We start from the raw sequence: 15,399 nt of genomic DNA, 5'->3' as shown, positions 1-15,399 counted from the left end.
GCCTTTGTTAATCTTTGCGCAGAATTACGTATGAAGGATTTCAACCCTAAATATTTTTTCATTCCGTGGTTTCCGTAGAAAGCGCCGGTATGCCAAGCAAGGGTTCTTGTGCTCCTTTGCCTAGAAAATGGAAGGGATGCGAAGGAAAATATTCCTCGCCAAAGAAATCTTCTGCAGTCGCCGCAAGAGATAATTTTCGGCGGGCATGGCCACTATTTCCATCATGACGGAATGGGTATGCGCGGGCAATGAACTCAAGCACAGCATCCGCTGCTGCCCTCATATTTAGCGAAATTACTGAAGGAGCTTCTTCATTTGCGCCAGGAATATATCCCTCATCAAGTTGCGATTTGTATTGAGCGGCATCCGTTCTTTTTAAGTACTCCCCTCGAATTCCTTGCTGCGTATATACTCCGCGCTCATAGAGCATGGGGGCTCCTGGCCAAACATAGTCCACGCGAGCACATACATCAAAGATGCTCAGCCCCTTTTTCCCTGATCGCGTCGGTATGGTTACGCCCACATCGAAGGCCGGCAACAGGAAAAATGCTGCAATCAAGTCTACGATTTGCCGGCCTTCCTGAGAGTCGACGCAGCTGAATAAAACGTCGGCCTGACAAGCCTTGATGACTGCCGTACGCGAGATGATATTTTCAGGAACAGGCAGGGCAACGTCTGCCCCCCTGTATGAGTCGATAGCACGTCGCATGGAATCCACTTTGAGTACATTCAAGCCGGCATCAGATTCCGTTGAATTCAGTATGCGGTTCAGATTTTTCTGCTCTACACGATCAAAGTCTACCAAGATAATCTGACCAAAACCTAGCCGGGCAAGCTGCTCTGCAACGATCGATCCTGTGCCCGAAACCCCAACCACGCATGCTGACAGTCTTCCCAACTCGTCACGAGATTCGGCGGTAAAGGCCATGGGACGCTTTGCAAACTGACCATCAGCCCACCAGAAATTTAAGTCGTGATGGGCCATCGTCACTACATCGATTATGTGGCACTCCATGGCTTTGGAGTAAATTCGCCCAAGGATTGCACCTGTGGGAACCATAATTGCTGAGCCGTGCAAAGTTTCTATTGCGTGATGCAGGCAGGGAATGACTTCTTGATCACTACTATCGTCCAATTGAGAAAAGCCAAAAAACCCTCCTGGATGTGAGTGCAAGAGAATCAAACTGTCACCAGTTGGCTCAGCTTTATCGATCGCAGCTTCGACGGCGACGCCAGGCCACTTAAGGAAGTCAGCATGGCGCTGACATTGTGAGTGGGGTACAAGGACGATGTCGTGTGCAAGAAGGCGTGTTCGATTTCCGGCGACTCTGGAGCAAACCAGAATCGCTGCGGCCTCGAGTCCGTCGCCTGGAAAAAGGTGCTTGCGCGCGCGCTCATACACCTCATGCGTCAACGTTAGACACGAGGCCGGCATCATTGCTGGACCTCCTTCAGCAAAGATGTTTCAACGAGTGCAAGATGCGTGATCAAGTTGTCGACGCCAGGGCGCCACTGAGAAGCGCCGCCACGGTGACGGGACCAGCGTTGAAATTGCATCCCCGAGACCACGACACGCGCTTCGGTTGCCGGTATCCCAGCTCCGCTAGAGAGCGTCGCTTGCGGAAACAGATAAAACATGTCGACCTCAGACATGGGGTATGTTTGAGGAATGTTCAGCGCCAACTGCACCACGGAAGGCGAGTACCCTTCAGGCAGCTGATATTGAGGCAGGATGACCCAACGGGTTTCCCCTTGAACCACCGCTTGCCAACCTGGGTAGTGGGTGTTGAGATGGAGTTCATCACCCTCCGGGAGCCGAAACTGGCGCAGCAGATGCACGCCTTCCCCATTGTTGATCTCATTGGGTGAAACCCGCAGCTTCTCGATTCCGGGTGTGGTCAAGTCGATGTCGTCGTCCAGGGTCAAGGCCCGTTTGGGCTGGTCTTTCACCTTCAAAAAGATCTGCCACCCTTTGTCGAGGTTGATGCCTGCGACAGCCAGCGCATCACGGACTTTCACAGTCGAAGTCCGGAAACCGAAGAAGTCATCCTGGATTTTCAACACCCAGCGGGTGAAGAGCTGTTCTACCCCAGCCGCTCCCAACTGCACAATTTCATCATCGTCCAGCAAGCGATCTTCCTCGCGCTCGAGCGAAAGGTAGAAGCTCTTAGATGGAGGCAAGTTTGCTAGCTTGCGCAAGATCTTTACCGGAACGCTGGAGGCTGGCCAGTCGTATCGCAGGCCATCGACCGTCAGCCGCAGCAGGGCATCGCTTTCGCAGACGATGAACCGGTTCTCACCATTTTTGAGGCGAGCTACCTCGGTCGGGCTAATGTCCTCAACACCATGATCCAACCACTGAAGGACGCAAACCTGAGGTTCAGGATTGAATCCGGCTGCAAGCGCGATCTGCGTCCCTGTAGGAGTTCCATCGTCAAGGTGGACGGTACGCAGTTCCAGGTCAAGGCCGCAGACATGGATTTGTTGCCCCTGGCCGGGGCGGGTATCTTCATGCGAAACCATTTTGGTTCCTTTTCTTTAAAAAACTTCTTCTAGTGATGTGGGAAATTCCCACATCGCCCTGCAGTTTTCCAATGAAAAGTTGACAACCTCATGCGCTCAGCACGACACTCTTGGCTTCCACACCGAACGAGCGCGATCGCGTGAGTTCACTCAGGGGGTCAACCTTCACTGGTTTGACCCCTTGTTTCATTTTGCTGCGTTCATCTCACCCTCCATGTCAGTACTAGTCACGCATGCCATCGCATGTGCTCTCGGTTGACATTATAGGGTTGCGCCCGCATGTGTCAACGGGGAGCACATTCCTTGTCATGTGCCCCTTGTTGACATGTCAGCGCGGTTGACATGGCCGCTTGTATTGACTAGATTTTGTTCCAGAGGAGCCGTTGACGTGATTGAAGAGAGCGGTCTGTACGTTGCCTTGGGTGAGAACATTCGTTCTCGCCGGTTGCTTGCTGAGCTGACGCAGGCCAAGTTGGCTCAGCAGGTCGGTTTGGAGCGTACTTCGATCACCAACATTGAGAAGGGTACGCAGAAGGTTCCACTTCATGTTTTGCTGCGCATCTGTGAGGCTCTTGATGTCAACGTCGCTAGCCTGCTGGAGGCGCTACAGCGAGAGGCGGTTTCCGAACACCAAAAGTCCGAGATTGACGGACCGTCGCTCATGGCTGAGCTGAGTTCTGCTGGCAGTCCATTGTTGGGAAGCGCCATCGCACGCGTCTTGGCACCGACTTGAGGGGCACATGTCTCACACAGTAAAGACTATTGAACAGCGCGCGCAGGAGCTTCTGCGAGGTGCGCGTGTGACTAGTACGCCGGTCGATCTATCGAAGATCGCGCATTTCTGCAATGCAGAAATTCATTGGGAGAAGATGGAAGCGGATGTGTCAGGTGCGCTTGTCGTGCGCGGTCACGAGCGGCACATCTTTGTTAATCAAGAGCACCCCGAGGTCCGGCAGCGTTTCACGATTGGCCACGAGTTCGGCCACCTGATCCTCCACGATACAGGTGACAGGATGATCGTAGATAAGGACCTGCGCATATACCAACGCGTTGGTGAAGCTTCATCGTTCGCTTACACCGCTGTTGGAGCAACGACCACGCCCCAGGAGGAGCGTGAGGCAAACATGTTTGCCGCTGCGTTGCTGATGCCTGCGCCTGTGATCGCTGCAGAAGCTTTGGTTCGGGATATTTCTGATGAAGATCAGATGCAGAGCTTGGCCCAAGAGCTCAAAGTTAGCTTGCAGGCACTCTTGATTCGACTTCAGCAACTCAAGGTCATCGAGAGCACCTTGGGAGCGCCACTTAAGCAAACAACATTGTTTGACTGAGCTTTGACGAGCCCTGCCGTCGGGGCAGCTCAAGCGTCTTAGATCTAGCGCCGTTCAGAGGAAATGGTGAATCGCCCCGGGTTTCGAGGAGGCTCCAACTCTGGAGAATGGAGCTATGAAGAAGTCCCCGAAGTTTTCGCCTGAGGTGCGTGAGCGCGCCGTGCGCATGGTGCAGGAGCACCGGGCGGAGCATCCGTCGCAATGGGCGGCCATCGAGTCCATCGCTGACAAGATCGGCTGCGTGCCGCAGACCTTGCACACTTGGGTGAAGCAGCACGAGGTCGATGCCGGCCAGAGTGATGGCGTTAGCACGGCGGAGGCGCAGCGCATCAAGGAGCTGGAACGAGAGGTGCGCGAACTACGCAAGGCCAACGAGATTCTGAAGCTGGCCAGCGCGTTTTTTGCCCAGGCGGAACTCGACGGGCAGGCCTTCCTGCGCCGCATCAAATCCTGAAGGCATTCGTCGACCAGTACCGCCAGCAGCTTGGGGTCGAGTCGATCTGCCGCGTCTTGCAGATCGCCCCATCGGCGTACTGGCGCCACGCCGCGTGCCAGCGCAGCCCGGCCTTGCGCTCGTTGCGAGCCCAGCGCGATACACAGCTGCTGCCGCAGGTGCAGCGCGTCTGGCAGGCCAACCACCAAGTCTATGGCGCCGAGAAGGTCTGGCGTCAACTCAACCGCGAAGGTGTTGCGGTGGCACGTGCACCGTCGAGCGGCTGATGCGCCAACTCGGGCTGCAGGGCGTGCGCCGCGGCAAGGCGGTGCGGACCGCCATTGCTGATTCCAAGGTGCCATGCCCGCTGGACCGGGTCAATCGGCAGTTCCGTGCCGAGCGGCCCAAACAGCTCTGGGTCTCTGACTTCACCTACGTCTCGACCTGGCAGGGCTGGGTCTACGTGGCATTCGTGGTGGACGTGTTCAGCCGGCGCATCGTGGGCTGGCGGCAGAGCCGCTCGATGCACACCGAGTTCGTGCTCGACGCGCTGGAGCAGGCGCTGTACGACCGCAAGCCGTCTGACGACGGCAGCTGACGCACCACTCTGACAGGGGGTCGCAATACCTGTCCATCCGCTACAGCGAACGCTTGGCCGAAGCCGGCATCGAGCCCTCAGTGGGCTCCAAGGACGACAGCTATGACAACGCGCTGGCCGAGACCATCAACGGGCTCTACAAGGCCGAGGTCATTCACCGGCGTGGGCCGTGGAAGACCAAACAGGCGGTGGAACTGGCGACGCTGCAATGGGTGGCCTGGTTCAACCATCATCGGCTGATGGGGCCGCTGGGCTACGTCCCGCCTGCCGAGTTCGAAGCCAACTACCATCGACAACGCGCTGGTCAGGCCGCGACCGTCTGACTTAAACCAACTGGCCTCCGCGGAACCCGGGGCGATTCAGTAGGGTAGGCGTCCGGTGAAGCTAGCGGCAGCTCTTTGTAACGTCCAGATGAGCGATTCCTTGTGTAGCGACTTCTTTCGGAATACTCTATTGAAATGCCAGAAGTGGACAGCCTATTTTCCGAGTATCAGCTCCTGTGCTGGCTGCCTGACGAGACACTGTTCAGTCTTGTTAGCCGTCATCACCAGTTGTGGGGACACGTCACATCTGCTCAAACATGCCAACTGATCTTCGGCCGTGCACGTGCCGGTACCCATCATGATTTATCCAATAGTCTTGGTGCCTTCGCGCAGCGCACAAACGGTTTGCTTGGCGACGTAAATTCCGTTGCGAGAGAGCGGACTCTACTTAAATTCTACGCAGCCTTCGTTCCACAAAGTGAGACTGAAAACGCAGTAGCGTGCATGTCCAGTAACAGCGTAGCCTATTTGAAGCTGCGCCTTGGCATCCTCACAAGCCGATTTCGCGCTAACCATCCGCTAAAAGCCTGTTCCCAATGCATGGAGCAGGACATCCGCGAGACCGGGTGGGCCTATTGGCATCTGAAGCACCAGTTCCCAGGTGTATGGATGTGCACGACACATAAACAACAACTGTTGCTATCAACCCTCAAAGCCAATGGGGTAAAGCGTTTTCAATGGCTTTTGCCTCACTGGAGTGAATTGAATCCTGCCAGTTTGGTGACCGGCGAGACCGCCTCGTCTTGCGTGTTACTGAGCCTTGCAGAACTCATTGAGGCCCTTGTCCAAGCAGCGGTACACCAGCCTTTGTTGTGGAGAGAACTGCACGAGGTCTACCGTCAAGAACTACGGCTGCGTGGATGGACTGCTGGTGTTGCCAGCTTGCGTACGGCTCAGATCGCGGCGGCCTTCCTCGACTACTGCAAGCCGCTGAGGTGCATTCCGGAGTTTGCCGCGCTGGCGGAAGATGGAGTAGCTATGGCGACACAGTTAGGCCGATTGCTGAGACCTCCCCGATGTGGCACCCACCCACTGAGGCACCTACTGCTTATCCATTGGCTGTTTGGCGATGTCCAACGCTTTGACGTCGCACTGAAATCTGAGAGTCTCAACAACCACCCGCCCACTCATGAGGGTGTTCCGGCCACAGTGCCCGTTGTTGACCCCCGAGTTACCCACCTCTGCAGTCTCATTCAGCAGGAGGGGCAATCTGTGCGCAGAGCTGCAGGCTTGGTTGGTGTCGATACGCATACAGCGCTCGTGTGGGCTGCAAAGGCTGGAATAGCGATTTCACGCCGCCCACAGAAGCTGTCTACAGATGTCCGTGCCGGCGCAAGCCGTGACTTGCGCCGCGGGAATGACAAAGAGCAAGTGGCATTTCGAGCGGGTGTCTCAGTCGGGACCATCACTCGATTGCTGCTCAGCGACGTAACTCTGCATGCAGACTGGTCTGAGGCGCGAAGAGAACAAGCGAGATCCCAGTCGCGAGCACGATGGCTCCAGCTGTTGCAGTTATCGGGAAGTCTCGGGATTAAATGGATGCGCCAAATGGACACGCGCACCTACACCTGGCTCTATCGAAACGACCGCGCCTGGTTGGATGCTCACAAGCCGGCGCCTCTTCCCCAGCGTTCAAGGTCCCTCCCGGTTGACTGGGCAGCTAGAGACGAACGACTAAGCGGCTTGGTCCGTGAAGCAGCGCTGCGTCTCATGGAGGAGCGGGGCGTGCGGCGTATCCAATTTTGGCAGTTGTGCCAGCAAATACCTGATCTCCGAGCAAAGCAGGCTGCTTTGCACCGGCTGCCCCGCACCCTTGAGGCCATCCAGGCGGCAATGACTGCACACGTGCCATCTCAGGACCTTTTGCGCTGAGTCAACCCAATTGCACTCGCGTTTTGAACTTGATATGCATATATGTATTAATGTATGCTTAATGCATGATGGAAACGGAAGTGAGAGTACGCGCAGCCAACGCGCGACGCATCTGCACGGCGCATGGAATCGCCCAAGCCGACATCGCTGCTCATGTTGGGGCCAGTCAATCGCAGGTCAGTCGCATCCTCAAAGGGGAGGGCATCAGGGCTTCCCGACTGTTTGAAGAGGTTTGTCTTTTCGTTGAACGGTTCGAGGGCGGCATCAGTGCAGATGCTGTGCGCGGCAATCGGGAACTGATTGAGGCACTTCAAGCCACATGGGATGGCTCCGCTTCACATGCCAAGGCTCTCGCGGCGGTGATTCGGTCGTTGGCGATTTTCAGACCTACTTGACCATGAACGGAGACAGCCCATGAACATGCTTGTTCAACCAGCACCTTTGCCGGAAGAAATGGATCGCGGCTATCTGGGACGGATCATGCGGATCAATGGTTACCGTTCCCCAAAGGACATGGTCGAAGCGATGGCCGGGCACTTTGGTAAGGAAGGGAAGACACGCCGTGAAGTCACAACGCACGAGCTTCTAAGCCGGATGGCGGGAATGACTACCGAGCACTTTGCGCAGCGTCACACGACCATGCCGCTTCGCCGGGGGATTACCTCCTATCTTCCAACGCTTGTGCATGGCGCTGCTGAGCGCACAAGTCTGCTATACGTCAGTGGCACCTTGCGAAAGTATCCGGCGGCCTTCTTCTGCGAGGAATGTGTGAGGGCAGATATGTATTTTCACGGGACGAGCTATTGGCGCCGAGACTTGCAGACTCCAGGCCAGCTGTGGTGTCCCAAACACGAGGAACCGCTGAGCTTTGCTGCCGGAGCGGATCCCTTCCTTACTTCCCCTGCCGAATATGGTGGGAAGTTAGGGAAAATACCCCTGGACTGGGTGACGCCTGCCATTCGCAATGTTCAGGTGGAGCGGTTCTTAGATCTGGCTACCGCGCTCTATGATCGGACTTCTCCTCTCGATGTTGCCCTCATTACTCCACTTCTCCGCGATATGGGGAGCGCGCAGGGTTTCAAGGCCAACGCTTGCTCGAAAAAAGGTGCGTTGATCAGTGACCGGATCAAGGAGCTATTTCCAGAACAGTGGCTGAGCACCGTGTTTCACGAAGTGGTCAAAAAATCTCCAGGAACTTACCTCCACCAAGTGGATGGAACCCTTTATCTACGAAAATCTGCCTCGTCCGTAATTGCCTACTTGCTGGTGCTGTCGATGCTGTTTGAGAGCGCAGACCAAGCAGTATGTGCATTGGCTGAAGCCAGCAATGGGAAAGTGCTGCCATTGTGGCGGTCACGGTTCGAGAAACCAAATATTCCAGACGCGCATGAGCTATTTGACCAGTATGTAGCCGCGAAGGGCGGGCATTCAGTGGTCGCACAGCTGCTGGGGTTGCCTCTTCATACCGTACGAAAAGCCCTGTGTGATCTCGGTTTACCAAACTTACCGGAGTGGGATGAGACATCGGACGTTGGAGCAGTCATTGCATTGAAAGCGTACTATTTAGACAAGCTTTCCTATACCTCTTGTCTTGAAACCTCCGGTATGACCGAGACGCGCTTTGATGCGCTAATGCGTCGGTGCGGCCCTAAGATGGCAATCGCCCTTGAGCGAATGAGTCCGAAGATTAGCATCAGACCACGGGCGCGCCAAGCGAAAGGTCAGCTGCCTTCAATACAGAACGAGGCGGCAATCAATTGAAAAATATTTTATACCTGAGAAACCTTACTCCAGAACTGAGCCCAGAAGCTGTGATCTCGAGATGAAAGATCTTCGTATAATGCTAGGCGCTCTGGATCATTGCTGCGCAGTGCGGCTATGGCGGGACTAATAGGGGCGAGATAGCTTTCTGCAGCGATCTGGAAGTCCGTAATGCGAATATCGTCGTCGCTTCGTTCGAAGGCCACCCGATGCGCAGCGATCCATAAGGCGATAATCAAACGTTGCACACCCGCAGTTATATTGAGGATAGTATCCTCCAACTCCTTTGTGACGGGCAGTGGTTGAGCTACGAATTGGTAAAGCGCGAGTGTTGGTAAAAAGTGTTTTCGGAACGTTGAATCGTTTTCACCCCAAAAGTGCTTAAATGCGTGATGACCAGATGTGACAATGCGCTCTGCGTTGCTAAGACGTTTGGTGAGTGCTCCAATGCCGTCTGGCGTGCCTGAAACGAGCAACGGAATTTGCCACTCGTTCAGAGCGGAGAGAATCCACTTGAGCGATTGGTCTTCGATGATTCTAAGCTCCGGATGTGGATCTCCCGCTTTGCGTTTTCTACGTTGATCGAGGCTCGATAGTTTGAAGAAATTTTGAACCTCATCCAAGTGCAGGAAACCGAGGAAGTGACTCGACGCGACCTGGCGCCACTCGTCCAACATCCTCGGGCCATCGCTCCAGTTGCCAGAGAGAGTCTTGTCGAAGCGTGTGCTGCCCGTTGCTCTTTTCCATGCGGTCATGAGGGTGGCAGCAAGTTCATTGGCTTTTCCACTGGCGGGGACGTTAAGAGACAGCCAAACTACCTGCTGCAGCCCATTGACCATCCGAAAGAATGAGGAATGCTGGATGATCTGGGGGTATGTATTTAGGCATCTACTTATGGCCTGAGTTTTTCCAGAACCGGAAACACCAACAACTGCCGCGCCATAGGTTGGTACATTAACCGGAGGCTTGTAGTGAGGATCCTCTCCACTAATCCTGCTCCACGTGCTTGATGATGATGGATGAATGTGGTCATAGTTTTGCCGGATCATTATGTCCATCGTTTCATACAACTGCAACTCCTCCATGCTGGGTATGTGCATATCTCGTACTGTCATCAGCATATGCAGCCGGATGTGACGTGGAATAGATCCAATATCCTTGGGAGGCCGAGGTGGGAGGTTTAGCAAGAGTTTGGCGATTTCTTGCCGAGATCGTATGATTCCTAGCTGCTCAATCAGTTTGTTTCCGGCATAAGGATCGTGAATGATGGCGGGCATGGGGGTCTGCTTAGGCATTTTGCGAATCCTTATTCATGATTGCAAGCAAGTCATTCATCATCGTGTCGTAATTTGACTTGGACTGAGCACGCGCTTGAGAGGAGCCTTTGACCTCACCAGTCATCGATTGACTCGCGAAATCAATTTCAAGAGCACGTGCTTCACGTATCGAGGGGGTGAGTCCTTTGGTTCGTTGACGGGCGGCGCGTGTCTCTTCAAAGGCATGATGGCGAATGAGCTCTTTACGGCGATAGCCAAGGAGTGCTTCCTCTACGCGTCTATGCGCTATATCCGCCGCCTTGAGCTTTTGATAGGTAAATGTATCTATGACTTCATCATGAGTAAGGGACGGGTCAGCCCGAGTGTGATCTGAGATAGATAGATCAATCATGCCTTTTTCGGATTCATGAGATGTCCAGATTCGAGAGACAGATCCTGGATAATAATTAATCGGGATATCCCAGCTGCCTTTTACTGAGCGTGCGCGAGTGCTCCACTGTTTTTCTTCTATGATTGGTGCGCTATAGACATTGGTGCGAAATATGATGCCATTTCGCGTTACTCGCGCTGTGTCATCAGGTAAAAGTTGGGTAATTACTTCGGCCTGTGATTGCGCGCGTGAGAAGCCGACTCCCATCGCATGGCCCCAGTGCCACAGTCCGGCAGGGCTGGGGAAAACACCATCTGCAATCATATGTGCGTCCAAGCGCTTGCTACGGTCTGCGGATAGATTGTAGACATAAAAGCATTCGTGTAAAAAATGCATGTACTGGCGCACTGACATTATTGCAGCCGCGGGGTTCGATCGGCGAAGATCATATTCCCGACGCCGAGCATCCATTGCGCCTGGTAGGAAGTGATATTGAACGTTTTTCATGATGCGATGCATCACTTCTACGACTCCTTTTAAGTCTGGGCGAAACGGTGGTGTATAGCTGAGCGTGGTTTTAAGAGCCATGCCTGTTGCCTTCGCACGAAGAGAAAGGTACTCTCCTCGATCACAGAGTAATCTTGCAGGAAGCGTTGGTGTGGGATAAAGCGACTGCCTCATTTCATATCCCCACAAATCACTTAAAAGAGCGGAAGGTGCGACTGAGTTGAAGAGGCTCACTTGGGCCGTGTCCCAACTTGGGCCGGTGAGACAAACATAAAATCCAACAACAGCCGTAGAAAAAACGTCTACGATCACATATACGATTGGTCGGCCAATAATCCAGGAGGGATTTATCGAAGATCTAAGATATACGTCGCCTATCGTCGAGTCTATTGCATAGATTTGTCCTGGTCCCTCGGATCCCTCCCATGAAACTCCAGTTAATCCTCGAAGATTTCTTTGAAAATGTCCTTTAGTGGTTTTTTCGCGTATCAGCTCGATATCCCCAATTCCACTGGTGAGCACTCGCTTTACTTGTGCATAGTTCGGATACTGACCTTTTTTTAGTTCAACTGCTACTATATTGCCATTGTCATCAATTCGCATTGCATTGCTGAATTGATCTGCTATGATGCGTGTGTAGCGCTCTGTCATCGGTGGTTTAGGTGTCGGAATGAGCTTATCTGCGGAAATTATTTTAAATCTCCAGATGGTACTCATTCCTGGTTGTATTGATTCACCCCAACAACCGAACAATTTATAGGATAATCGTTGAGAGTCGGTTTTTCTACCTGCTTTCTTTCTAATATTATTTGGAGAAAGTTCACGCCTTATGCCTGGTGCGCCGCATTTGTCAAAACGGGTACGAAGGCTGGTTTTGGTGAGGCCAAAAATGCATAGAATCGACCACAGCTTATAAACGTATGAGGCACTTACCTTGTGCTTCTGCATCGCTTGTTTCACCAAGTTCGCAAGATTGCCATAGATCAAAATGCTTTCTTTGAGATTTTCATAGTCAATGAATTGCTCCATAATTTGACAGCGCCTCTCAAAATCTTTGAGTGCTCTAGGCTTCTCAATTTTTTTATAATAAATTCCTGGTAAATCTAGACTAAGAAGAATCAGCTCGTGACTAGCTATAAGCTCGAGAAGATCTTTGCGGAGCACTTTGTATAAGGATCCTACTAAATGAGTGGACGTATAGCGCTTTGTCTGCTTCAGTGCTCCAATACGAGGTCGCCCACCTTTCGGCCTTGCATGCGTTGATTCAGATTTAATCTGTACGCAATAGGTTGTATCAGTTCTGATGTCATCTGCGATTATTCGATAAATTCCTGCCGCCAGTCCATTGGCATCTGTTGTCAGTTTGTAAACTTGGTTATGTATTAAATGCATGCAGACCTCCGTGCCAAGATGGGATTGAAAGAAGAAAATATCTCTCGGGAAACAGAAGCGAGAGGATGGTGGGGCCTCCAGCTTCTGCGGAGGTCAATTGGTAAAAAACCCCGCCAAACTGCCTGCCATAGTGCCCTTTGCGCGCTATAGATATGGTTTCCCCCCCCCTAAATGAGACGTTATGCTTTGTATAACATCCGAAAATGGAAGCCAGGGCTCGGATCGTACGACTTGGCATGCAATATCTATTTCCGCTTGGCTGGCGGGGTCGGCATAGCCCCATGGAGAGGTCCTGCGAAGTGTTAAGCTCACGTTCGCATCATATTGGTTCGGCGTAATAAGTAGCCAAGAAACGCCTCGCTGGGCCCAATATGTCTTCTCCAGCATAAGTAGTTCTTTAGAGCGGGTGCTAATAATTTCAGATGGTTTACAGGAAATGGCGAGTAACTCCAGCAAACCACGTTCACTTTGTAGAACTAACAGGAGGTCGGTTGTGCTTGTCCAGTGGCGACTCTGGTCGCCACTGGACAGTTGTGGATGTCTGATTCCTAGCATCTCTGCGATTTCGCGTGTTCCAGGAAATTGATTTGTCTCGAAACCCACATGCCAACGCGAAAGCTCATGCGATGAGCTATCCTGGCTTAGCGGAAACTGTTCAGTAAGATCGACGAGGTTTGGCACCAAGCCCGCAAAATTCAACCCGCTCCATTCTTGGTCACTTAATAGTTCGCGCTGACGATCTCGCCAGACGATCAGATGTGAGCGCCCTATGCTTGATGGATCTCCTCGCGAAACCCTATGCCACGGCGTGTAGTCAGCATAGGTGCCGGTTCCTCGCCCCTCTTTGGAGAATCGTTCGAGGACTGTGGGAGTAAAACGCTTTTCTGTTCGCACGAGTGTTCTCCCTAGGCGGTCGAGGTTCTCCCCGGCCGCCCTAGTGTTCGTGGTGACATAAATCGAATTGCGCGGTCTAAGCTCCCACGCTTGCAGTAGCGTTGGGATGTTTGATTGATGGGGTGTAGGTGCTGGCTAGGCAGCAGAAGGTGCGTAGGTCATCTCACGTCTCCAAGGCTTTTTACAGTTGGACGCCCGCTGGGCTGTCCATGAAACTGCACAAACGAAGACTTGACCCTCCGCTCAAGGGCGGATAAATTTGAGGTGTTGGATGCCTCTGAGGACAAGCTTCTCGGGGTAAGTCGGCTTCGGGGTGCAACCCGAGGCCGACTTTTTTATTGCATGGAATCAATAATTCTATCGATCTTAAAGATTGGTCTATTTCATACCCAAGGCCTCCGCGATGAGTGCACTTTGACCTCGCAAACATTTTCGCCCACCTCTTAGTACCTCATATGTGAGGCGCGGACTGAACCCATGTTGTTTTGCCCAGTCTGACACTGTCACTCCAGCGCGATGAAAGTCTTCGCGCGTAATCGCAACAGGTTTTCCGTCGAGCATGCGCCTCGGAAGATTGTGATGCAGAGATGACATTAATAGCGCACAGATTAGGAATCTAGATGAATAGTACTAGCCTACGGCAAGTGTGTCTATTGAGATTCCAAAAAAAACTATGGCTGGTTCTTTGCTGAGAACTTACTTGGTTTAGTCTGATGTGATATTTTTTTGCTGTTATCTGATCAACGGAAAAATATCGTTTTTGATCTTGTTTTTCGGATGCTTAGGGAGAGGTTGAAAAATACAGAGCGGGCGAGTGTATGAGGTTGGCTAAAAAGAATATAGTGATAGTTGCTTGGTAAAAAATTCCATGGCGACGATCCGTTACATAGCTTTTGAGCTATCAAGTGCCTAAATCGAAATCTATAGGTTTGAGATATTTTTATGTGGTAGTGACTAATGCGGTAGGAAATTTTTCCGCACCAAAGACTTAGATCATCGCCAGAGCAAGCTCAACGATCGGTAACAAGGAGCTGCAACAAAGCATCCTATGGGGGGGCGATAAATTCACAACGGTGCTGCTGTATCAAAATGCTTGGCAAGCATTTCCTGTTGTCTGTCAACTTGATAGTGAAAACGCCAGAGTCTCTACTTCTTGCAATGCATGGAAATGCATCAATGACTGCTTTTTGTTCTAAGAGATCGAATAATTTCTAGGCGTACGGCCTGAGGTAAAAGAGTTGTAAGAGGTGAGGCTTGGCGAAGTTGATTGCCGCGCTCTGACTCTTCGAGCGCAAGAGCCCAGTCCTTGTTCTTGATTATTCGGAACCATTGTTCGCGCAAAGGCTTTGAGCGAGGAGACACATGCTCGTCCCAGCGTATAAGCGTAGCTAGGGCTATGTTAGCTAAAGCAGGTTCGGCATCAAGCAGCTTTACGGCTTCGATGTGGAGCATCAGACTCTGACGGTCCTGCTTGAGGTGATTGTCGCTGGTCATGTATTAACGCAGACTAAACGAAGACTTTTCAGAAATAAGCTCCGCTTTGCATTATCTCGACATTCAGGGTGAGGTATCCGATACCTTCTAAGGTGCTCAGGAGGTGTGCGGGTTGCTCGCCCGCAAGAGCCGGGCATGAGGAGTATAGCCAGCTCCCAACCCATGCCGCAGCATTAAATTCTTCTACTATACCGGATTCTTCAACTATCAGCCTTGCTCTACCTATTAAGCAACAGAGTTTTATTATTCTTTCATTATCCGATATGGGGCTTGGTGATTCTATATTGGAGATCTTATTTTTGTCTAACCTTAGCGATGATTTAATCTGTTCTTCCGTTATGTTCATTCTTTCTGATATATTGGATAGCACCCTAGTATGTAACCCAGAATAAGCTAGGCAGATGTGCATCATCGTCGGCGCTTGTAAAAGCTGACGGCACCATAGATCGTCTATTGAATTCTCTGTGCACAATCCGCGCAAATAATTGAAATCATCTTCAAGTGCTGATTCATGAATCCAAGCGCGTAGAAATTTGGAAGACAAAACAATGCGTTTGTTGCTCATTTTATCGATCTGCATCAAAGAAGCATCCACTGATTCTATTTAATATCAATCCTCCATACAAG

Annotated in this window: 13 protein-coding genes, 1 pseudogene and 1 other annotated feature; of the genes and pseudogenes, 6 read left to right on the top strand and 8 right to left on the bottom strand. The window is 52.1% G+C overall.

Annotated features, from left to right (window positions below; all coding sequences use genetic code 11):
* Positions 1-58: 58 nt before the first annotated feature.
* On the bottom strand, positions 59-1,438 hold the full coding sequence (locus KDK82_RS16345) for a ThiF family adenylyltransferase (RefSeq protein WP_088165626.1): 1,380 nt from the start codon (positions 1,436-1,438) through the stop codon (positions 59-61).
* Positions 1,435-2,523: a multiubiquitin domain-containing protein gene (locus tag KDK82_RS16340; protein ID WP_046238515.1), complete on the bottom strand. Its 1,089-nt coding sequence runs from the start codon at positions 2,521-2,523 to the stop codon at positions 1,435-1,437. The genes KDK82_RS16345 and KDK82_RS16340 overlap by 4 nt, the downstream gene beginning before the upstream one ends.
* A gap of 388 nt (positions 2,524-2,911) precedes the next feature.
* Between KDK82_RS16340 and KDK82_RS16335 the strand changes: the two genes are divergently transcribed.
* The 6 genes and pseudogenes from KDK82_RS16335 (at position 2,912) to KDK82_RS16310 (ending at position 8,838) form a co-directional block, all read left to right on the top strand.
* Positions 2,912-3,256: a helix-turn-helix domain-containing protein gene (locus tag KDK82_RS16335; protein ID WP_052734027.1), complete on the top strand. Its 345-nt coding sequence runs from the start codon at positions 2,912-2,914 to the stop codon at positions 3,254-3,256.
* A 7-nt stretch (positions 3,257-3,263) separates the two neighbouring features.
* A complete protein-coding gene (locus KDK82_RS16330; RefSeq protein WP_052734026.1) occupies positions 3,264-3,851 on the top strand; it encodes an ImmA/IrrE family metallo-endopeptidase in 588 nt (195 codons plus the stop codon).
* A 115-nt stretch (positions 3,852-3,966) separates the two neighbouring features.
* A pseudogene (locus KDK82_RS16325) lies at positions 3,967-5,205 on the top strand (IS3 family transposase).
* Positions 4,245-4,376: a sequence feature (AL1L pseudoknot), on the top strand. It overlaps the preceding pseudogene by 132 nt.
* A gap of 135 nt (positions 5,206-5,340) precedes the next feature.
* Positions 5,341-7,077, top strand: a complete 1,737-nt coding sequence (locus tag KDK82_RS16320; RefSeq protein ID WP_088165625.1) for a TnsD family Tn7-like transposition protein — start codon at positions 5,341-5,343, stop codon at positions 7,075-7,077.
* Positions 7,078-7,142: 65 nt separating this feature from the next.
* Positions 7,143-7,472, top strand: a complete 330-nt coding sequence (locus KDK82_RS16315) for a helix-turn-helix transcriptional regulator (RefSeq protein ID WP_080945268.1) — start codon at positions 7,143-7,145, stop codon at positions 7,470-7,472.
* Positions 7,473-7,491: 19 nt separating this feature from the next.
* A complete protein-coding gene (locus KDK82_RS16310; protein WP_080945267.1) occupies positions 7,492-8,838 on the top strand; it encodes a TniQ family protein in 1,347 nt (448 codons plus the stop codon).
* Between the two features lie 8 nt (positions 8,839-8,846).
* On the opposite strand, the gene KDK82_RS16305 is transcribed toward KDK82_RS16310, so the two are convergent.
* The 6 genes from KDK82_RS16305 to KDK82_RS33000 all read right to left on the bottom strand — a co-directional run bounded on the left by KDK82_RS16305 (position 8,847) and on the right by KDK82_RS33000 (position 15,337).
* The gene (locus KDK82_RS16305) at positions 8,847-10,115 is read right to left on the bottom strand and encodes an AAA family ATPase (protein WP_227740892.1); all 1,269 of its coding nucleotides are present in this window, start codon (positions 10,113-10,115) and stop codon (positions 8,847-8,849) included.
* Between the two features lie 10 nt (positions 10,116-10,125).
* Complete coding sequence (locus KDK82_RS16300) at positions 10,126-12,384, bottom strand: DDE-type integrase/transposase/recombinase (RefSeq protein WP_046238520.1); 2,259 nt, start codon at positions 12,382-12,384, stop codon at positions 10,126-10,128.
* Positions 12,385-12,528: 144 nt separating this feature from the next.
* Positions 12,529-12,939, bottom strand: coding sequence for a TnsA endonuclease N-terminal domain-containing protein (locus tag KDK82_RS33450; protein WP_368731465.1), 411 nt, complete (start codon positions 12,937-12,939; stop codon positions 12,529-12,531).
* A 717-nt stretch (positions 12,940-13,656) separates the two neighbouring features.
* Positions 13,657-13,839: a hypothetical protein gene (locus KDK82_RS16290; RefSeq protein WP_046238510.1), complete on the bottom strand. Its 183-nt coding sequence runs from the start codon at positions 13,837-13,839 to the stop codon at positions 13,657-13,659.
* Positions 13,840-14,451: 612 nt separating this feature from the next.
* Positions 14,452-14,772 (bottom strand): hypothetical protein, encoded by a 321-nt coding sequence (locus tag KDK82_RS16285; protein ID WP_046238509.1) that lies wholly within the window; start codon positions 14,770-14,772, stop codon positions 14,452-14,454.
* 28 nt (positions 14,773-14,800) lie between these two features.
* Positions 14,801-15,337, bottom strand: coding sequence for a DUF2384 domain-containing protein (locus KDK82_RS33000; RefSeq protein WP_128422635.1), 537 nt, complete (start codon positions 15,335-15,337; stop codon positions 14,801-14,803).
* Positions 15,338-15,399: the final 62 nt, after the last annotated feature.

Origin of the sequence: Delftia sp. K82 (genome assembly GCF_002193035.1) — a bacterium.
GTDB lineage: Bacteria > Pseudomonadota > Gammaproteobacteria > Burkholderiales > Burkholderiaceae_C > Comamonas > Comamonas acidovorans.
This window is presented reverse-complemented; position numbering and strand designations above follow the sequence as displayed.

Coding starts and splice junctions, on each gene's coding strand:
- KDK82_RS16330 (WP_052734026.1), top strand. CDS start 3,264: ATGTCTCACACAGTAAAGACTATTGAACAGCGCGCGCAGGAGCTTCTG.
- KDK82_RS33000 (WP_128422635.1), bottom strand. CDS start 15,337: ATGAGCAACAAACGCATTGTTTTGTCTTCCAAATTTCTACGCGCTTGG.
- KDK82_RS16300 (WP_046238520.1), bottom strand. CDS start 12,384: ATGCATTTAATACATAACCAAGTTTACAAACTGACAACAGATGCCAAT.
- KDK82_RS16290 (WP_046238510.1), bottom strand. CDS start 13,839: ATGCTCGACGGAAAACCTGTTGCGATTACGCGCGAAGACTTTCATCGC.
- KDK82_RS16320 (WP_088165625.1), top strand. CDS start 5,341: ATGCCAGAAGTGGACAGCCTATTTTCCGAGTATCAGCTCCTGTGCTGG.
- KDK82_RS16315 (WP_080945268.1), top strand. CDS start 7,143: ATGATGGAAACGGAAGTGAGAGTACGCGCAGCCAACGCGCGACGCATC.
- KDK82_RS16285 (WP_046238509.1), bottom strand. CDS start 14,772: ATGACCAGCGACAATCACCTCAAGCAGGACCGTCAGAGTCTGATGCTC.
- KDK82_RS16340 (WP_046238515.1), bottom strand. CDS start 2,523: ATGGTTTCGCATGAAGATACCCGCCCCGGCCAGGGGCAACAAATCCAT.
- KDK82_RS16310 (WP_080945267.1), top strand. CDS start 7,492: ATGAACATGCTTGTTCAACCAGCACCTTTGCCGGAAGAAATGGATCGC.
- KDK82_RS16345 (WP_088165626.1), bottom strand. CDS start 1,438: ATGATGCCGGCCTCGTGTCTAACGTTGACGCATGAGGTGTATGAGCGC.
- KDK82_RS33450 (WP_368731465.1), bottom strand. CDS start 12,939: ATGCTAGGAATCAGACATCCACAACTGTCCAGTGGCGACCAGAGTCGC.
- KDK82_RS16305 (WP_227740892.1), bottom strand. CDS start 10,115: ATGCCCGCCATCATTCACGATCCTTATGCCGGAAACAAACTGATTGAG.